The organism is Natrinema sp. CRL1 (assembly GCF_059162405.1).
The window spans coordinates 108,837-125,444 of record NZ_JBLVOY010000004.1 but is presented as its reverse complement, the minus strand read 5'-3'; the positions used below and the strand labels follow the sequence as shown (position 1 = coordinate 125,444).

Sequence of the window (16,608 nt, the reverse complement as noted above, 5' to 3'; positions counted from 1 at the left end):
GGGGAGCCGACGACCGGCCTCGCGGCGTCACTCAGTCGGTCCGTCGTCGCTGATCGGGAGCCGGATGGTCCGGTCGGTGGCGAAGAGCACGAACAGCGCAAAGAGGCCGTACAGCGCTGGCTCGTTCGTCCAGACGCCGATAATTCCGAAAATTCCCAGAACGCCGAGTCGATTCACTGGAACGCGCATACTGAGAACTAGCTGACAAGTACTGAAGTCTCTTCGGCTGCTTCCAGCGGCGCAAAAATCGTGTCCGAAACTGAAACCGATGCGACGCGGCCGTTGGTCGACCGTTAGTGACCGTCGTCGTGCGGGTTCAGCGTGGTCCCGTAGTTCTCGGCGTGGTCGGTGTACTCGATAAAGCGCGGCGCGTCGGGGTCGAAGGGACGCTCGAGGCTCTCGAAGGCCTTCTTTTTGTCCCAACCCTGGAGCTTGCCGACCGCGGACTTGTCCTCGAGGTCGTGGTAGTCCAGATTCGGCTCGGTCAGCTCCCACGCGTCCATCCCCGTCTCGGTTCGGATGATGACGCTCGAGTACTCGTCGGAACTCCCGACGGAACCGACGGTGATGTCCGAACAGAAGCCGGTGAAGTCGGCACACTCGTCACAGCCCTTGAGCGCGGCGTCGTGGAAGTTCTCGATGTCTTCCTCGACGATCATCTCGCCCTCGTGGTCGTAGACCATCATCTTGCCGTTGAGGACGTCCATCTTGCCGATTTCCGACGGCGAGATGCCGCGTTGCTCCTCTAACTGCTCGCCCATGAGGCTGTGGTAGTTGAAGTTCTTCGTACACATCAGCGCGATCGTGTAGTCGACCGCGCGGATGCCCTCCTCGTGGCCCTGATAGTCCCACTCGAAGTCCTGCAGGGCGCGGATGCCCTCGATCTCACACGGCGTGCCGACGATCGCGATGCTGAGTTCGTCCCAGGACTTGTCGGGGAGCTTGTGCTCCCACTGGCCGAGGTCGAGGTTGCCAAGCGCCATCGTCTGGTTGTAGACGGTGCCGGCGTTTGCGATGAGTTCCTCGGTCGTCGTCGCGAGATAGCTCTCGGCTTTCCACTCTTCTTCCTCGCTCTCGGTCGCGACGAGCGCGCCGTCGATCTCGCCCTCCTCGAGCAGCGTCGAGAGGATGCCGGTGACGACGCCGCCGTCCTGGGCCTGGTCGGTCCAGTCGTCCTCGACCTTCGCGGAGAACTCCGTGATCGGGTCGCCCGCGCCCTTGACGTTGTCCTCGCCGCCGGTGATCTTCCACTGGCGCTCGTAGCGCAGGCCGCCGCGGGGACAGAAGTCCCAACACATCGAACAGCCGGTACACATCTTGACCAGTTCCGGGTGGCCGTCGTCGCCGATCCCGATCGAATCCGACGGGCAGGCGGCGACACAGGTCCCACACTGGATACACCGGCCCTCGTCGATGACGGCCTCGTCCAGTTCCATGAACCACGTCTTCTCGTCCGGCGTCTCGATGTCGTTCATCCGCGACCGGATCGAGTACTCCGGCGTGTCCAGATCGACGCCCTCCGGAATCCCGACGCGGGTGTCCGGCGAGTCGTCGTAGACGTCCTGACTGACGTTCTCGGCGGGCTCGGTGAACTCGAGGTCGCCGAGTTCGCCCATCTCGTCGACGTTGGCGACGCCCGCGCCGTCGGTGGCGACGGGCTTGTCGCCGGTCGATTCGGCCGCCGGTTCAGCGGTCTTCTCGCCGCAGGTACAGGTGTTCGGCGAGCAGCTCTCGCCGTCGGCACCGCCGTCCGTCGCGATTGCGCCCTCTCGAGCGTGGTCGGTTCCCTCTCGAGAGCGAGACTCACCGCTGCCGGCTTCGGGGACCATGACGGCGTCGTCATCGTCCTCTGAATCAGGAACGCGGGGGAAGCGGCGTTCGTCTTCGCCGTTAGTCCCCATGGGCAACACCTCGTGCAACCGGCGCGTCCGCGTCTTGCATGATCGACCGAAGCTGCCCGTTGTCGACGCCGCGACACCACTCGTAGAACTTCTCGCCCTCGTCGCGGTCCGCCGAGTAGGCATCGAACAGTTGCTCGAGTGCCGGAATCACGGAATCGGCGGGGACGGCGTTCTCGACCCAGTCGAGGAACTCGTTGTCGGCACCGAGCGAACCACCGAGGCCGAAGTCCATCCCTTCGACGATGTTGTCGCCCTCGGCGTTGGTGGAGTTCTCGTCCTCGAGTTTGACGGTCTCGCCGCGGAAGCCGATGTCGGCGATCTGGGGCTGGGCACAGGAGGCCGAGCAGCCGGACATGTGCATCCGGATGGCCTCGATGTCGTCGGGCACGTCGATGCGGTCGTCGAGCTCGCGGGCCCAGCGCTTGGTGCGCTTTTTCGTCTCGATGATGGCGTAGTTACAGAACTCGTTGCCCGTACAGCCGACCGCGCCGCGGGAGAACGGCCCCGGATCGGGGCTGTACTCCTGTGCGAACGGCTCAGCCAGCAGGTCGTCGACGTTCTCGTCGGGAATGTGGGTGATCAGGAAGTTCTGATCGGTCGCCAGACGCACGGACGCGTCCTCGGTGCCGTATTTCTCGGCGGCGCGGGCCGCAGCGGCGAACTCGTCGCCGCCCATGCGGCCGGCGATGACGTTGAAGCCGACGTAGTTGAGCCCGTCCTGTTTCTGCTCGTGGACGCCGACGTGGTCGCCCTGATAGCCGACGGTCAGGTTCTCGCCGCCGGTCGGCAGGTCGAGCGTACAGCGATCGCGGATGGCTTCCTCGAACTTCTCGGGGCCCATCTGCTCGACGAGGTAGCGCATGCGGCAGACGCCGCGGTTGTTGCGGTCGCCGAGTTCCTTGAACGTCTGGGCGACGGCGCGACAGAACTCGACGGTGTCTTCGGGTCGGATGAAGACGTCGAGTTCGGAGCCCATTCGCGGGCCGTCGGAGAGGCCGCCGCCGACGCGGGCGTGGAAGCCGTAGAGGTACTCGCCGTCGATCTCCTTTTTCGCGGGAACGAGCCCCACGTCGTTGATCTGGGACTGGGCGCAGTCGTGGGCACAGCCGGTGATCGTGATCTTGAACTTCCGCGGGAGGTTGGCGTACTCGCGGTTCTCGGTGAAGAAGTCCGAGACGGCCTCGATGACCGGCTGTGCGTTGAAACACTCGTGGTCGTCGAGTCCGGCCGCGGGGCAGCCCAGCACGTTCCGGGCCGAGTCACCACAGCCCTGAACGGTCGTCAGGCCGACCTCGTCGTAGCGCTCCCACATCTCGGGGACGTCCTCGACGCGGATCCAGTGTTTCTGGATGTCCTGTCGGGTCGTGATGTCGAGGTAGGCGTCGCCCCAGAGTTCGTTCTGCTCTGCCCCACCGTACTCCTCGGGGGCGACCGCGAGGTCGTCGGTGACCTCGCCGATCACTTCGGCCTGCTCCGGCGTGAGTTTCCCGCCGGGGACCTTCGTCCGGATCATGAAGTATCCCTCTTGCTTCTGGGCGTACATGCCGGCCCACTTCAGCCGCTCCCACTCGCCGCCGCCGGCGCGTTCCTCGATCTCCTCGAAGGAAAGCTCGTCGTCGGCGTAGTCGTAGACGTCGTCGATAACGTCGAGCGGGTGCTTGTTCTGTTTGTATTGTTCCGTCGTATTCACGCGAACCACCTCGTGGTTCGTGCGAAGTCAGAAATACCTACGCTTTCGGCGTTCTGACTGCTCTTTTGAAGGACCATTGTTTAGCGGGTAATACCACCCCACACCTATACACCCCCGTAACTCGGCGAATCATGACGTTGGTCGTTTTCATCGGAAAATATTACCACCTTATTCGGCTATCGACGACGGAGCCGGCGAAAAACCGCCGGCAGACGTGGGGACGCGCCCTCGAGAGCCACTGCCGGTGATATATGCGTCGGTGATCCCGGCAACAATCACCTGTAGCGATGGACCACAGTGAATGCGGAAATCTCAGTCGAAACACGCGACGAGGTCGCCGTGCGTTCGCGGGTCGGGATCGATCGCGAGTCCCTCGGTAACGCCGTTGTACCGCGCTCGGAGCAGCAGCCGCTCGTCGAGATAGTAGGTAACTCGGACGTCCCACTCGTCACGCGGGGTGACGGCGTTCGGTTGCGTCCCCATCGTCACGTCGTACCGGAGCGCGACCAATACGGCTTCTCGGCTTGCCTCCGATCCGATCGGGACCGTTCGATACGCCGTTCGCTGCAGGTCGAAAGTCCGCGTTGCGGACTGATACCGGTCTAGAAACGCGTTCCGTCGATACGCCCGTTCGAACGACGCCACGTACCGGCTCGCACCGTACACCAGCGACGACGCACTCTCCGGCGACTCGCCGTCCTTACCGGCACTCGTCTCCGACGGCGGCCACGGGTACGTTCGGGGCTCGAGTGCGTCCGCGTCGGTCGTCGGGTCGGGTTCGGGGCGATCGACGTCGCTACACTCGTATTGGTCCGCGGGGACGATTCCGTCCTCGAGAGCCGTCCCGGACACGCCACTCGAGTCGTACTCGAACCCGCCCGTCCCGACCGCTGCGGTCGTCGCTATCGACGCGAGCAGCGTTCGCCGAGAGCGAGGGCGGTTCATACACTAACTTCTCAAACCGATAATAAGTGTCTTCTGAAATCACGAACCGTTGACGAGACGTGCTAATCCTCGTCGGCCAGCAACCGGTCGATCATCTCGTCGGGGTCGAACCGCTCTAAGTCGTCGTACCCCTGCCCAATGCCGAGGAACAGGATCGGTTTCCCGGTGACGTGGGCGACCGAGATGGCCGCACCGCCGTTGGAGTCGGCGTCGGCCTTCGTCAGGATCGCACCGTCGATTTCGGCGGCCTCGTTGAACTCGCGAGCGCGATTGACTGCGTCCTGTCCGGCGACGGCCTCGTCGACGAACAGCGTCATATCAGGGTCGACGACGCGGCCGATCTTCTCGAGTTGGTCCATCAGGCCCTCGTCGGTGTGGAGCCGACCCGCCGTGTCGCCGAGGACGACATCGATGTCGTTTGCCTCGGCGTACTCGACGGCGTCGTACAGCACCGCCGCCGGGTCACCGCCCTGCTCGTGGCTAATGCACTTCGTGTCAAGCGCGTCGGCGTGCTCTTGGATCTGCTCGTTGGCCCCGGCACGGTAGGTGTCGCCGTTGGCCATCACCGTCGAGTAACCTCGTTCCTCGAAGTAGCGGCTCATCTTGGCGATCGAGGTGGTCTTCCCGACGCCGTTGACGCCGGTGAAGATGATGGTGACGGGCTTGTCCTCGATGGCGATGCGCTCGTCAAAGTCGAACTGGCCGACGCTGATCACGTCGTAGATCGCGTTGTGCAGCGCCTCCTCGACGACCTCGCCGGTCGAGGTCGTAAACGTCCGCGTCTCGCCGACCAGTTCGTCGCGGATGTTGTCGAGGATCTCCTCGGCGACGCCCATCTCGACATCGCTCGAGAGCAGCGCCATCTCGAGTTCGTGCAGCGGCCCCTCGAGGTCCTCTTCTTCGATGACGAACTTCCCCTTGACGAGAGACTTGGCCTTGGCACCGAAGCCGGTGCTGCCGTCGTCGGCTTCCTCGGTCGCGTCGTCGGCCGCGGTCTCGGATGACACCTCCTCGTCGGCCGCGATGTCGGCGGTTTCTCCGTCGCCAGTCGCCGTCTCGACTGCCCCCATCTCGGAGGGCTCCGTTCCAGCCGACGCGTCGTCCGCGGTCGCTGTATCGGCGGCCGCCTCGTCGACGGCGGGCGTCTCGGCCGGCTCCTCGTCGGGAGCCGTCTCGTCCGTGTCCGGCTCTGTGTCGTCCGACGAGCCCGAAAAGAGAGACCGCGCTCGAGCACCAAGCCCGGTCCGTTCGCCGTCATCGGCGTCGTCCTCGGCCTCGTCGACGGATTCGTCGTCGGAAACAGTCTCCTCGTCGTCGGATTCGTCGGATGCCGCTTCATCCGTCGCTGGCTCGGATTCGTCGGACTCGAGAGACCCGTGGTCGGACTCGGCCGTCGGCTCCTGCCCAGCAGATTCGGCCGCATCCGCGGTCGCAGACTCGGTCGTCGTTCCCGCCTCCGATTCCGGTTCGGGCTCCGACTCTACCTCCGCCTCCGGCTCGCTGTCGGCTGTCGGGGCCGCCGAGTCGGCGGTTTCGGCCGCTGCCGGGTCGGCGGTAGTATCGGTCGCTTCCGCGTCCGCCGAGGCCGCCGCTGTGTCCGGCTCGACCGCCTCGAGCTCTTCGTCCTCGAGGTCGTCCTCGTCGACTTCCTCGACGTTCTCCTCGGCGGCTTCTTCCGCGTCGTCGCGGAAGCTACCGAGTTTATCCTTCAGGTTGTCGAACATGGGTATCGATGGGGGTCCCTACGCCGCGTTATTCGTCGGGCTGGCCCTGGCCCATGCCCTGCATCTGCTGTTGCATCGCCTGCTGTTGGAGCTGCTGGGCCTGCTGCTCGAGTTCGCTGCTCTCGGTCTCGAGTTCGGCGATCTCCTCGTTGAGTTCGTCGATCTGCTCGTCGAGGTGTTCTTTCTTGTTTTCGAGGGCGTCGACGGCGTCGTCTTCCTCGAACTCCGCGGCGTAATCGGCACCGAGATCGACGATGACCTCGTCGATGTTCTCGATCGTGGTTCGGAGGTACGCGCCGCCGCCGAGGGGCATCTGCACCGTCGAGCCGGTCTCGAGCGAGCCGAGCGCTTCGATGGCCTCGTCGACTTCGGTCTTCTCCTGCTGGACGGCCTCGACGTTCGTCTGGAGGCCTTCGATCTGTTCTTCGATCTCCTGAAGCTCCTGGGACAGTTGCTGCAGTTGCTGCTGACTCATTGTTGGGTTACCTCCTCGAGTTCGATTTCGGTACGCTTGAGCCCGTGCTGGCTGCCGAGCTGGGTGTAGGTGTGTTCGCGGGCGACGTTCTCGTTTTCGGCGTCGATCGACGTCTCGAACTCCGCGAAGCCGTCGCGGCTCTTGAACCGACCACTGACCGTAAATTGACTCATGTCTGTCCTTCCGGCAGGCAGTCGGAAGAATCTTCCCTTCCCATTCGGAGGGCCGTATCCCCCACGGGATGTCGAGAGACCTGCCCTGCTCGCCGGTTTCCCGACGAGCGGAGGGTCAACGATTTTACCGCGCCGGGTCGAAGCCGGGATCATGAGCGAACTCGACCCAGGCGAGTTGTTGCCGAGCGATCGAATGCAGGGGCAGGTCCTCGAGGGCGACGTCACACAGATCCACCGCGGCCACCAGTACGCCGAGGAAGGAGATACGTTCGCGATCGACGGGACGACCTTCGAAGTGACCGATATTCGCGAGCGCACGCTCGGGGATCTGACCGACGAGGACGCACGGGCCGAAGGGATGGAGAATCTGGAGGCCTACGAGCGACTGCTCGAGCGCGCCCACGAGGACTTCGAGTGGGATGACGACAGCGATGTCGTCTTACATCGGTTCGAGCGGCGATAAGGAGGGTGAAATCGAGAGCAAGCGAATTGGGATCGATCCCCAAAACGGGAGCTGGCGTGGGCGTCGCCGCCTGCGGCGAGCGATGCCGCTCGAGTCGGCGTACAGAGCGCGACGAGAAACGGACGACGCTACCGAGAAATCGATCGGCAGCGACTCAGTCGAGATAGCCCAGCGCGTCTTCGATCCGGCCCAGTTCTGGTCCGGTCGTGTCCTCGCCGACCACGTAGCCGGCCTCGTTGGCGATCAGCCCGGAGCCGACCAGCGGCGCGCCGTAGTTGACGGTGCCGACATCCGCTCTGACGTCCAGTGCCGCTTCGAGGACGTCGAGTTCTTCGTCGGTCGCTTTCGGGTGACAGAGCACGCCGGTGTTCGTCGCCACCGCGGCGGTACCGACGGTCCTGACCCCGGCGAGGTCGCCGCGTTCGATCGGCACCTCGAGCGTGTCTTTGACGATCTGGGTCGCCTCGCGGGGCAGGTCTGGGTGGACGTACGCCCCGTAGTCGTTCGCGAGCACGACGTTGCCGGCGGCGTTGATGTTGCCCGGCAACTCGTTGACGGGTACGTCGACCGCGTCCTCGAGGGCCTCGCGTTCGTACTCGAGGACCCGAGAGCTGACGAGCAGCCCGTTTTCGTTGCCCGTGGCTAGCGCGCCGACCGTCGAGGAGCCGCCGACGGTCGTCTGGATGGCGGGCACCTCGAGTTCGTCGGACAGGTCGGCGGCAACGTCGTCGTCGACGTCGTGGCGAACGAGTACGCACGAGTCGGTCGCACGGGCGAAGACGCCGACGTAGGCCGACCCGGCGAATGCGAGGCGCTGCAAGTTTAGTCTGCGACCTCGGCCTCGACGACGGCTTCACCCTCTTCGTCGAAGCGAGCCGCGCGGACGCGCAGCTTTCGCGGCGGGTTGGAGCGCCCGTTCGACCAGACTTCCTCGTTGATCGAGGGGTCCAGGCGGATGGCGTCCTCGTCGACCGCGAAGTGTTTCGCGAGGTGCTCGCGGACCAGGCGCATCGCGTAGTCGGCGGCCTCGTGGTTGGCTCCCTTCTTGACGTCTCGCAGCGGAACGGTAACGACGCGTTCCTCGAAATCACTTGCACTCATCGTTACTCGTCGGTGTCGTTACGCCGCCAGTTGCGTCGCTTCGGGTTCCGCTGGACTTCCATGTCCGTCTTCATCATAACCCAAGCCGGCACGCGGCTGTTCTGGTTCTCGAGTTTGGCAAGTCGCTTCTTCTTGCCCTTCGATTTCTTACCCATAGTAGCCCGACGTAGCCCGTGCTGGCTTAAAATCTTGTCCATCTTACCGGGAGACCACTTCTGATACTCTCCCGCGAAATGGCTGTCTTCTACGGACTAGCTGACAGCTGTAGAGAAATCTATTGTACGAGGTGTCTGATCACATTTGTCAGTAGCATCAGTCCCTATCGGCGAGGCGTCCATCACCGATATAAAAAAGTAGTGTCAATTTATTCTCGTAACTAATGGGCAGTTCGATAAAACGATCACTCATTTTGCGAATGATCCTCTCGTTGATGCTGTTGCTCGCAGCAACTATCGCGTTCGTCGCTGCTATCTGGGGAGTCTTCGTCGGTATTCTCCTGTTCTTTCGCGTCTCCTTCTCGACTGCGACGCTCCTTTCGATTGTTCCAACGTGTGTATTACTTCTCGGAATTATAGTCCTCGAGTATCGCGGCCCAACCACAATCGAACGAGCTACAACTGCAACACCGGTGTCAGTTGAAGAATACCCTGAACTTCACGCAACGGTGAATCGAGTTGCTTCGATGCTTGGCATCCCGGTCCCGACTGTCGCGGTTTCGGACAGCCCTGTCCCTGAGGCAATGGTCGTCGGCGTTCGGCCAACGGCAACCCGGCTTATTCTTTCGACTGGAACGCTCGAGGCACTCAGTGAGAACGAACTCGAGGCTGTTATCGCTCACGAACTCGCACACGTGAAGAATCGCGACGCCATAGTAATGACCGTCATATCGGTCCCAACAGTACTGGCAGCTGGGCTTGTCGCTCGGTTCCCGGAGCTGTCAGACCGTGATTTGACTACTGCCATCCTTCTCACGATCGTCGGTCTCATAGGGATGCTGATCACACAGGGGATCGTTGCCGTTTGCTCCCGAACTCGAGAGCTCGCCGCGGATCGGGCTGCTGTTGAAGTTACCGGCTCAGCTGGACCACTGGCAAGTGCTCTCCAGACGTTGGATCGGCGGATCGAGACGATGCCGACGGAGGATCTTCGATCTGTCCACTCAGTGTCGTCGCTATCGATTCTCCCCTTCGAGTCGCGGACCGATGACGAGGAACCGTTTACCTACTGGGATGAAGACAACAGCGATCCTTCTCCGTGGTCGCTTCAAAAATCGTCTCCGCTACTCCGCTTCCAGTTCTTTCGAACGCATCCATCCACTGAAAAGAGACTTGAGTTGATCTCTGACTACGAGATATAATGGATCGGTAAAGCGGCAGTCAAACGCGGGGTGATTGTGGACATTTTGAAAACACTGATCTTTGCTACGATGTTGCGAATCGCCGCTCGAGAAAGCGCGTTACCCCCTCGCACGTGGCGTCGCTGAGTTCGGTCGTGTAGGTCCAGTTTTCGATGCCTTCGTTGCTGTCGTGGCGAACGAACCGACTCCGATCGCAGCAGCCGGTGCCGTGAAAGCGGGTGCCGCCACCGATCCGGTCCGGACCGGCGTAGGCTGTTGCGATCGGCGACACCTCCAGCGTGTCCGCGTCGGTTCGCACTGCCGTCCCGAGTTCGTGATCGCAGTAGGCTTCGCCGATCGACTCGACGATATCGTCCGGGAGAAACGTATGCATCGTCTCGTGGATCGCCATATTTCGGGTCACCGCTCGAGAGTCCCAGACCTCGGTCGCGCCGACGTTGGCGACCGTCTGTGCGTCGCCGCCCGCCGATTCGTCATCGTTGCCGTCGGCGGCTACGCCAGTAAGAGAGTTCGGCGACAGCGTCCCGCCGTATCCGACCCGGTAATTCAGCGGCGACCAGCACAGGAGGACGTGACAGGCCCGGCCGGTGAGCGCGTCGCGTTTCCGCAATCGATTCCGAAATCGGTCGAGCAGCCCCTCGAGCGAGGGTATCACGGCGTCGGTTGACAGCGGCATCTCCGAGGGCGGAAACCAGATCGGGTCGCCGCGCTCGACGCTGATCTCGAGGGACTCGAGGCGTGCGCGCTCGCCGGCGTACGCGAGCACCTGCTCGAAGGCGGCGTCGATGGCCCCAACGGCGTCGCGGAGCGGGGTCGGCCACTCGCGACGCAGTTCGCCGAGGCCGTAGCGCAGCCGGGCCTGCAGCGGCACGTCGCCGGGATAAACCCGGACGCGAACGGGTGCGTCGCCGCGGTCGGTCGCCGTCTTCGACGTGCCGACCGACGAGGCGAGCGCCGCGCCCCCGACCGCGGCGAGGGCCTCCCGCCGAGTGACCCGCCACCGACCGCCCGCACGCTCGGTCGGTCCATCCTCGAGTCCGGTGCCCATGGTACCGGATTCGCTACGCCGAACGCCGCCTTGATACCCCGTTCTGTATTTCCTGACTATCGCCCGGAACGGCAGGCTAATCCTCACCTTCGGGAGACTGTCGCTCTGCTAGAAACAGACGGGTGGAAGGAAGCTGCCGTCACTCGAGCGGGAACGATTCGACCGTCGAGTAGACCGGCCCCTCGTCGGTGAGCGTGCTCTCGGTCAGGCGGATCGCCTCGACTTGCGTCTCGCCGACCGTCGGATCGCGCTCACTAACGAGTTCCTGGACCAGTTCTTTCCCTCCGGCGTGTTCCATCCGCGCGAGCGTGACGTGAGGGGTGAAGTTGTGGTCCTCGGCGTCGAACCCCATCGCCGTCGTCCGATTCTCGACGGCCTCGTGGAGTCGCGTGAGTTCCTCGCCGCCGTCCTCGACGCCCAGCCAGACGACGCTGATGTAGTCGAGACTCGGAAAGACGCCCAGCCCGCCGTAGCGGACGGAAAAGGGGTTGATGTCCGCATCCTCGATGGCCGCGGCGAGTTCCCGCTCGAGGTCGGGCAGTCGGTTCTCGTCTACAGTACCGAGAAATTTCATCGTGATGTGGGCCTGCTCGGGATCGGTGAAAGTGAGCCCGCCGGCGTCGGCGAACTCGTCTTGCAGGTCGGCGACCGGTTCCGCGAGGTCGTCGGGGAGGTCGACGCTGACGAACAGTCGCATACGGGAGTGCTCGAGAGCGGTGCACTCAAGGGTAACGGGAGTCGGGGAGCGGACGGCAGGTTGGGGCTCGATTCGTGGTTAGGGACGCCCGTTATTTCTGTCGCGCGCTGAGAGAGGTCAATGACAGACGTTGTCGTCCTCGGCGGCGGGATCGGTGGCCTCTCCGCGGCCCACGAACTCGCCGAGCGCGGGTTCGCGGTGACCGTCTTCGAGGCGAACGACCGCTTCGGCGGGAAGGCCCGATCGATGCCGATCGCGGACGAGCCGACCGCCTTACACGGCGAACACGGCTTCCGGTTCTTCCCGGCCTTTTACCGGCACGTCATCGACACGATGGAGCGGATTCCGGACGGGACTGGGACTGTCGCGGACAACCTCGTCGAAACCGAGGCGACCCTGATCGCGAGTTCGACGGGGCCGAGCCGGATCGCCGAGACGCGCACGCCCGACACGGTGCGGGGCTGGCTCGAGGCGCTTCGACCCGCGTTCGCCGAGGACCTGCCCCGGGCGGACGTTCGCTTCCTGCTCGAGCGACTCCTCTACCTGCTGACCGCCTGCGATGATCGCCGGGAGGGCGAACTCGATGATATCTCGTGGTGGGAGTTCATCGACGCCGAGTACCGGTCGCAGGCGTTCCGCGACCGGCTCGCCTACGCCACGCAGGCGCTGGTCGCGCTCCGGCCGCAGGTCGGCAGCGCCCGCACGGTCGGGACGATCTACCTGCAGTTGCTGTTCGGCCAACTCGATCCGAGCTCGCCGACCGAGCGCGTCTTGAACGCGCCGACGACCGAGGCGTGGATCGAGCCGTGGGTCGACTACCTCGAGCGCCTCGGCGTCGAGTTCCGGCCGAATACCCCCGCACGGGGGCTCGAGTTCGACGGCCGGCGGATTACCGGAGCGACGCTGGCCGACGGGCGGACGGTGACCGCGGACGACTACGTCCTCGCGGTGCCGGTCGAGGTCGCCCCCGAGTTCGTCACGCCGGAACTCGGCCGGGCCGCGCCCGAACTGGCCCGGATCGAGCGGCTCGAGACGGCGTGGATGAACGGGATCCAGTTCTATCTCACCGACGACATCGAACTGACCCGCGGCCATCAGGTCTACACCGACTCCCCGTGGGCGCTGACCTCGATCTCACAGCGGCAGTTCTGGACGGGCGTCGACCTCGAGCATCGCGGTCCCGACGAAGTGAGGGGAGTCCTCTCGGTCATCGCCTCGGATTGGGACACACCGGGAATTCGCCACGAGAAGCCGGCGCGCGAGTGTACGCGCGAGGAGATCGCCGAGGAGATCTGGGCGCAACTGAAAGCCCACCTGAACGGGCCCGACGACCGCTTGCGCGACGAGATGCTCGTCGAGTGGTTCCTCGATCCGTCGATCGTCGAAACGGAGACCGGCGTCGAAAACCGCTCGCCGCTGCTGATCAACACCGTGGGTTCGTTGCGCAACCGGCCGCCGGCCAACGTCGGCGTGGGGAACCTCGCGCTGGCGAGTGACTACGTGCGAACGAACTCGGATCTTGCCTCGATGGAGTCGGCCACCGAGGCCGGCCGGCGCGCGGCGAACGCTATCTTCGAGCGCCGCGGGATTCGGGACCGGGCGGCGATCTGGGACCTCGAGGAACCCGCGGTGTTCGAGCCGCTCAAACGGCAAGATCAACTCCGCTATCGGCTCGGGCTTCCCCACCCGGCGGAAGTAACGCAGTCGCTGCGGGGCGTCACCAGACGCCTCGGTGGACGGGTGTAAGTCCTAGCGGCCGCCGATCCGAACGCCGACACAACGCGGTGCTACCCGGGTCGCAGGCCTTAACAGTCGTCACCGCCACATTCGGATAATGACCGACCGAGACGACGACAGCGATCATCACTTCTCCGAAGGAGAGGGATTCGGCGATCCGTACGACGAGTTCGATCTGGATCCGCCGGAACTCGGCGTCGATCCGTCGAAGGTCGACCCCGTCGACTCCCGCGTCGTCACCGACACGCTCGACCAGCACAACATCGATCAGGACGAGGTCGACGCCAGCGAACTGCTCGATGTCGGGCTGAACTACATGCAGATCAACCGCTACGAGCAGGCCACCGACGCCTTCGAGCGGACCGCCCGCTACGCCGAGGACGACAAGCTCGAGCAAGAGGCGTGGGTCAACAAGGGCGTCGCCCACGGCGAACTCGAGGAGTGGGACGAGGCGATCGGTGCCCATCGCGAGGCCCTGCAGATCGACGACTCGAGCGAGCACGCCGCGACCGCCGAGACGAACCTCGCCTACGCCCTCTGGGAGTTCGGCGAGACGACCGAGGCCCTAGAACACGCCGAGAAGGCCATCGAGATCGACGAGCGCTTCGCCGCGGGCTGGTTCAACCGCGCCTTCTTCCTCTCGGAGCGGGGCCTCTCCGAGGAGGCGCTGAACTGCGTCGACAACGCGATCCGGCTGGGGCTGCGCAACGCCAAGGTCCTCGAGACGAAAGCCGAGATCCTCGAGGAACTCGGCGAGTTCGACGAGGCCGAAGAGATCGCCGAGGAGGCAAACGAGATGCGCGAACAGGCCGAACAGGAGATGATCGACGACCGCGAGGAGATGATGGGCCAGGGCGCTGGGGGTGCCGGGGCCGGCCGCGGTGCTGGCGCTGGACGCGGCGGTGCCGGAGCGGGTCGCGGTGGTGCTGGTACCGGAGCCGGTCGCGGCGGCCGCGGCGCGGGCCGCCAGCCGCCTCGCGGGGGCGACATCGGCTTGGACGACCTCGGTGTCGCCGACCTTGGCATCGAATCCGCCGACGACGAGGAGAGCGAGCGGGAACGCGAGTAATCGGATGATCGTCAACGAACGCGAGACCGAGGAGGGGCTGCTGGTCGCCGTCTGCGACGAGGACGTCCTCGGCGAGACCTTCGAGGAGGGCGACCTCTCCCTGACCGTCACCGAGGAGTTCTACGGCGGCGAGACGGTCGACGAGAACGCGGTGGTCGAGAGCCTCGCCCGCGCAGCGGTCGCCAATATCGTCGGCACTCGTGCCGTCGAACTCGCCGTCGAGGAGGGGTTCGTCGACGAGGCGAACGTCCTCGAGGTTGGCCAGACGTTGCACGCGCAGTTGCTTTGGATGTCCTAAGCGGTCGCCCATACCGCAAGCGTCGGCGATCGATTTTTGCCCTCGGCTCGAGATGTCTACAGGTCCGCCCGCTGGAACCGATAGTAGCCGATCGCAACGGGGACGACGAGCCAGAACAGCAAGACGACGAGGCCGAACCAGTCTTGCAGGTAAAACGGCGCGTCGCCCGGATAGCGCTCGGCGGGGGTCAGCCCGTAGGCCTCCGTCGACTGGAGACCGTACTGGAACTGGAAGGGGAAAATCGAGCCCTCGACGATGGTGTTCGCCAGATTGGTGTAGGCGAAGATCGGGTTGAACTGGTCGAGGACCAGATACCACGTCTCGGGTTCGACCGGCGGTCCCTCGTCGTAGATGAGGTAATACGGCCCGGCGGTGAGCAGTTCCCAGAGGGCGATGAACACCATGTACAGGCCGACGACGACCGCCATCGACTTGCCCCGCGTGGCGACGCCGGCGGAGACGCCGACCGCGAGTCCGACGAACGTCGTTCCGAACAGCAGCGACACCGCGGCGAAGCCGAGCCAGTCGAGGAACGGGACCGAGCCGAAGAGGGCGGCCCCGAGGACGAGCGAGACGAGGAAGGCGAGGCCGACGGCGAGCCCGACGACGGCCGTGCGGCCGAGCAGTTTGCCGAAGACGATGTCGGTCCGGTTCGGCGGGAGCCCCAACAGGAGCTTGATGCTCCCCGAGCGCCGCTCCCCGACGACGGCCATGTAGCCCGCGATCAGCGCCGCGATGGGAATGATCACCTGCAACGGCGTCCCGACGAAGCTGAGCACCTCGGCCGCGGTCACGTCGTCGACCGTGTACCAGATCGCGGTGTAGCCGATCACGACGAGGCCGACGAGCAGCCCGATCAGCGACCAGAGGAGCTTCGACCGGCCGGCGTCGTCGAACTCCTTGCGGGCGACGGTCGGAATATGCGATGTCATCGCGCCACCTCCGTTTCCGTCTCCGACCCGCCGGCACCGAGCGCCTCGGCATCGCCTGCCGGCTCGGCTTCGTCGCCGTTGGTCAGTGCGGTGAACAGCGATTCGAGGGAGACCTCCTCGATCCGCACGTCTTGAATCGTCGCCCCAGCGCCTGCGAGCGCGGTCACGACCTCGGCTTTCGCCGTCGGATCGGTGATCGTACACTCGAGGGTGCGCCCGGACGCGGTGAGTTCGGTGACCCCCGGAACGGAGCCGGCGACCTCTCGTGCCTCTGCCGTCCCATCTGCGAGCGTCAGCGTCATCGTCGCGCCGCCGCCGATCTCTTCGCGGAGACCTTCGATCGTGTCGACCGCGACGAGTCGCCCCTCGTTCAAGACGCCGACGCGGTCACAGACCGCCTCGACGTGCTCTAAGATGTGACTCGAGAAGAAGACGGTCGTCCCGCGCTCGGCCTCGCTTCGCACGAGGTCTTGCATCTCGCGGATGCCGTGGGGATCGAGCCCGGTCGAGGGCTCGTCCATGATGAGCAGGTCGGGGTCACCGACCAGCGCCATGCCGGTCGCGAGCCGCTGGCGCATCCCCTTGGAGTAGTCGCCGGCGGGGCGGTCGGCGTCGTCGGCCGAGAGCCCGACCCGGCGCAGGATCGTCTCGGGATCGTCGTCAGCGGCTTTCGTCTTGGCCGCGAACTCGATGTGGCGTCGACCCGACAGCCGCGGGTAGATGTCGAATCCTTCCGGGAGCACGCCCACGCGAGGACTGATCGCGTCCGATTCCGCCTGCGCGTCGTAGCCGAGCACCGTCGCCGACCCCGCCGTCGGACGGGTAAAATCCAGCAGCATGTTGATCGTCGTCGACTTCCCCGCGCCGTTCGGGCCGAGAAAGCCGAACACCTCGCCGTCGTCGACGGTGAGATCGAGGTCGTCGACGGCCGTGAGGTCGCCGTACTCCTTTGTCAAGCCGGATATATCGATCGCGGACATCTCGAGACCTGCTACATC

19 protein-coding genes are annotated in these 16,608 nt (G+C 64.6%); 5 read left to right on the top strand and 14 right to left on the bottom strand.

Annotation, left to right across the window (positions count from 1 at the left end):
• Positions 1 to 27: 27 nt before the first annotated feature.
• From ACJYUO_RS14765 to rpl18a, 7 genes are all read right to left on the bottom strand, one after another.
• Complete coding sequence (locus tag ACJYUO_RS14765) at positions 28 to 189, bottom strand: hypothetical protein (protein WP_494346118.1); 162 nt, start codon at positions 187 to 189, stop codon at positions 28 to 30.
• 104 nt (positions 190 to 293) lie between these two features.
• Positions 294 to 1,901, bottom strand: coding sequence for a Coenzyme F420 hydrogenase/dehydrogenase, beta subunit C-terminal domain (locus ACJYUO_RS14760; RefSeq protein ID WP_494346117.1), 1,608 nt, complete (start codon positions 1,899 to 1,901; stop codon positions 294 to 296).
• Positions 1,891 to 3,591: a nitrite/sulfite reductase gene (locus tag ACJYUO_RS14755; protein ID WP_494346116.1), complete on the bottom strand. Its 1,701-nt coding sequence runs from the start codon at positions 3,589 to 3,591 to the stop codon at positions 1,891 to 1,893. Before ACJYUO_RS14755 ends, ACJYUO_RS14760 begins: the two co-directional genes overlap by 11 nt.
• Before the next feature lie 312 nt (positions 3,592 to 3,903).
• Entirely contained in the window at positions 3,904 to 4,536 is a 633-nt protein-coding gene (locus ACJYUO_RS14750) for a hypothetical protein (RefSeq protein ID WP_494346115.1), read from the bottom strand.
• 62 nt (positions 4,537 to 4,598) lie between these two features.
• Complete coding sequence (gene ftsY, locus ACJYUO_RS14745) at positions 4,599 to 6,260, bottom strand: signal recognition particle-docking protein FtsY (RefSeq protein ID WP_494346114.1); 1,662 nt, start codon at positions 6,258 to 6,260, stop codon at positions 4,599 to 4,601.
• Between the two features lie 28 nt (positions 6,261 to 6,288).
• Positions 6,289 to 6,735 (bottom strand): prefoldin subunit alpha, encoded by a 447-nt coding sequence (gene pfdA / locus ACJYUO_RS14740; protein WP_494346113.1) that lies wholly within the window; start codon positions 6,733 to 6,735, stop codon positions 6,289 to 6,291.
• Positions 6,732 to 6,908, bottom strand: a complete 177-nt coding sequence (rpl18a, locus tag ACJYUO_RS14735) for a 50S ribosomal protein L18Ae (protein ID WP_006432150.1) — start codon at positions 6,906 to 6,908, stop codon at positions 6,732 to 6,734. The genes pfdA and rpl18a overlap by 4 nt, the downstream gene beginning before the upstream one ends.
• A 151-nt stretch (positions 6,909 to 7,059) precedes the next feature.
• Here rpl18a and ACJYUO_RS14730 point away from each other — a divergent pair, with 151 nt between their 5' ends.
• Positions 7,060 to 7,371: an ASCH domain-containing protein gene (locus ACJYUO_RS14730; protein WP_494346112.1), complete on the top strand. Its 312-nt coding sequence runs from the start codon at positions 7,060 to 7,062 to the stop codon at positions 7,369 to 7,371.
• Positions 7,372 to 7,525: 154 nt separating this feature from the next.
• Here ACJYUO_RS14730 and ACJYUO_RS14725 read toward each other — a convergent pair whose 3' ends face one another.
• From ACJYUO_RS14725 to ACJYUO_RS14715, 3 genes are read right to left on the bottom strand one after another with little or no spacing between them, the layout of a single operon-like run.
• Positions 7,526 to 8,191: a translation initiation factor IF-6 gene (locus ACJYUO_RS14725; RefSeq protein WP_494346111.1), complete on the bottom strand. Its 666-nt coding sequence runs from the start codon at positions 8,189 to 8,191 to the stop codon at positions 7,526 to 7,528.
• A 2-nt stretch (positions 8,192 to 8,193) separates the two neighbouring features.
• Positions 8,194 to 8,472, bottom strand: a complete 279-nt coding sequence (locus tag ACJYUO_RS14720; protein ID WP_006184873.1) for a 50S ribosomal protein L31e — start codon at positions 8,470 to 8,472, stop codon at positions 8,194 to 8,196.
• A 2-nt stretch (positions 8,473 to 8,474) separates the two neighbouring features.
• The gene (locus ACJYUO_RS14715; protein WP_004267621.1) at positions 8,475 to 8,627 is read right to left on the bottom strand and encodes a 50S ribosomal protein L39e; all 153 of its coding nucleotides are present in this window, start codon (positions 8,625 to 8,627) and stop codon (positions 8,475 to 8,477) included.
• 275 nt (positions 8,628 to 8,902) lie between these two features.
• Between ACJYUO_RS14715 and ACJYUO_RS14710 the strand changes: the two genes are divergently transcribed.
• Positions 8,903 to 9,829 carry a M48 family metallopeptidase gene (locus ACJYUO_RS14710; protein WP_494346110.1) on the top strand — a complete coding sequence of 309 codons (927 nt, stop codon included), beginning with the start codon at positions 8,903 to 8,905 and terminating at the stop codon, positions 9,827 to 9,829.
• A gap of 64 nt (positions 9,830 to 9,893) precedes the next feature.
• Here the strand turns inward: ACJYUO_RS14710 and ACJYUO_RS14705 are convergent, their stop codons facing one another.
• Together ACJYUO_RS14705 and thpR are read right to left on the bottom strand one after the other, a co-directional pair.
• On the bottom strand, positions 9,894 to 10,877 hold the full coding sequence (locus ACJYUO_RS14705) for a hypothetical protein (protein ID WP_494346109.1): 984 nt from the start codon (positions 10,875 to 10,877) through the stop codon (positions 9,894 to 9,896).
• Between the two features lie 139 nt (positions 10,878 to 11,016).
• Complete coding sequence (gene thpR, locus ACJYUO_RS14700) at positions 11,017 to 11,574, bottom strand: RNA 2',3'-cyclic phosphodiesterase (RefSeq protein ID WP_494346108.1); 558 nt, start codon at positions 11,572 to 11,574, stop codon at positions 11,017 to 11,019.
• Positions 11,575 to 11,694: 120 nt separating this feature from the next.
• On the opposite strand from thpR, the gene ACJYUO_RS14695 reads away from it, so the two are divergent.
• The 3 genes from ACJYUO_RS14695 to ACJYUO_RS14685 all read left to right on the top strand — a co-directional run bounded on the left by ACJYUO_RS14695 (position 11,695) and on the right by ACJYUO_RS14685 (position 14,678).
• Positions 11,695 to 13,320 carry a hydroxysqualene dehydroxylase gene (locus ACJYUO_RS14695; protein ID WP_494346107.1) on the top strand — a complete coding sequence of 542 codons (1,626 nt, stop codon included), beginning with the start codon at positions 11,695 to 11,697 and terminating at the stop codon, positions 13,318 to 13,320.
• Between the two features lie 88 nt (positions 13,321 to 13,408).
• Positions 13,409 to 14,380: a tetratricopeptide repeat protein gene (locus ACJYUO_RS14690; RefSeq protein ID WP_494346106.1), complete on the top strand. Its 972-nt coding sequence runs from the start codon at positions 13,409 to 13,411 to the stop codon at positions 14,378 to 14,380.
• Positions 14,381 to 14,384: 4 nt separating this feature from the next.
• Entirely contained in the window at positions 14,385 to 14,678 is a 294-nt protein-coding gene (locus ACJYUO_RS14685; RefSeq protein ID WP_494346105.1) for a DUF424 domain-containing protein, read from the top strand.
• A gap of 56 nt (positions 14,679 to 14,734) precedes the next feature.
• Here the strand turns inward: ACJYUO_RS14685 and ACJYUO_RS14680 are convergent, their stop codons facing one another.
• Together ACJYUO_RS14680 and ACJYUO_RS14675 are read right to left on the bottom strand one after the other, a co-directional pair.
• Positions 14,735 to 15,610, bottom strand: coding sequence for an ABC transporter permease subunit (locus ACJYUO_RS14680; RefSeq protein WP_494346104.1), 876 nt, complete (start codon positions 15,608 to 15,610; stop codon positions 14,735 to 14,737).
• Positions 15,607 to 16,590: an ABC transporter ATP-binding protein gene (locus ACJYUO_RS14675; RefSeq protein WP_494346103.1), complete on the bottom strand. Its 984-nt coding sequence runs from the start codon at positions 16,588 to 16,590 to the stop codon at positions 15,607 to 15,609. The genes ACJYUO_RS14680 and ACJYUO_RS14675 overlap by 4 nt, the downstream gene beginning before the upstream one ends.
• Positions 16,591 to 16,608 lie beyond the last annotated feature (18 nt).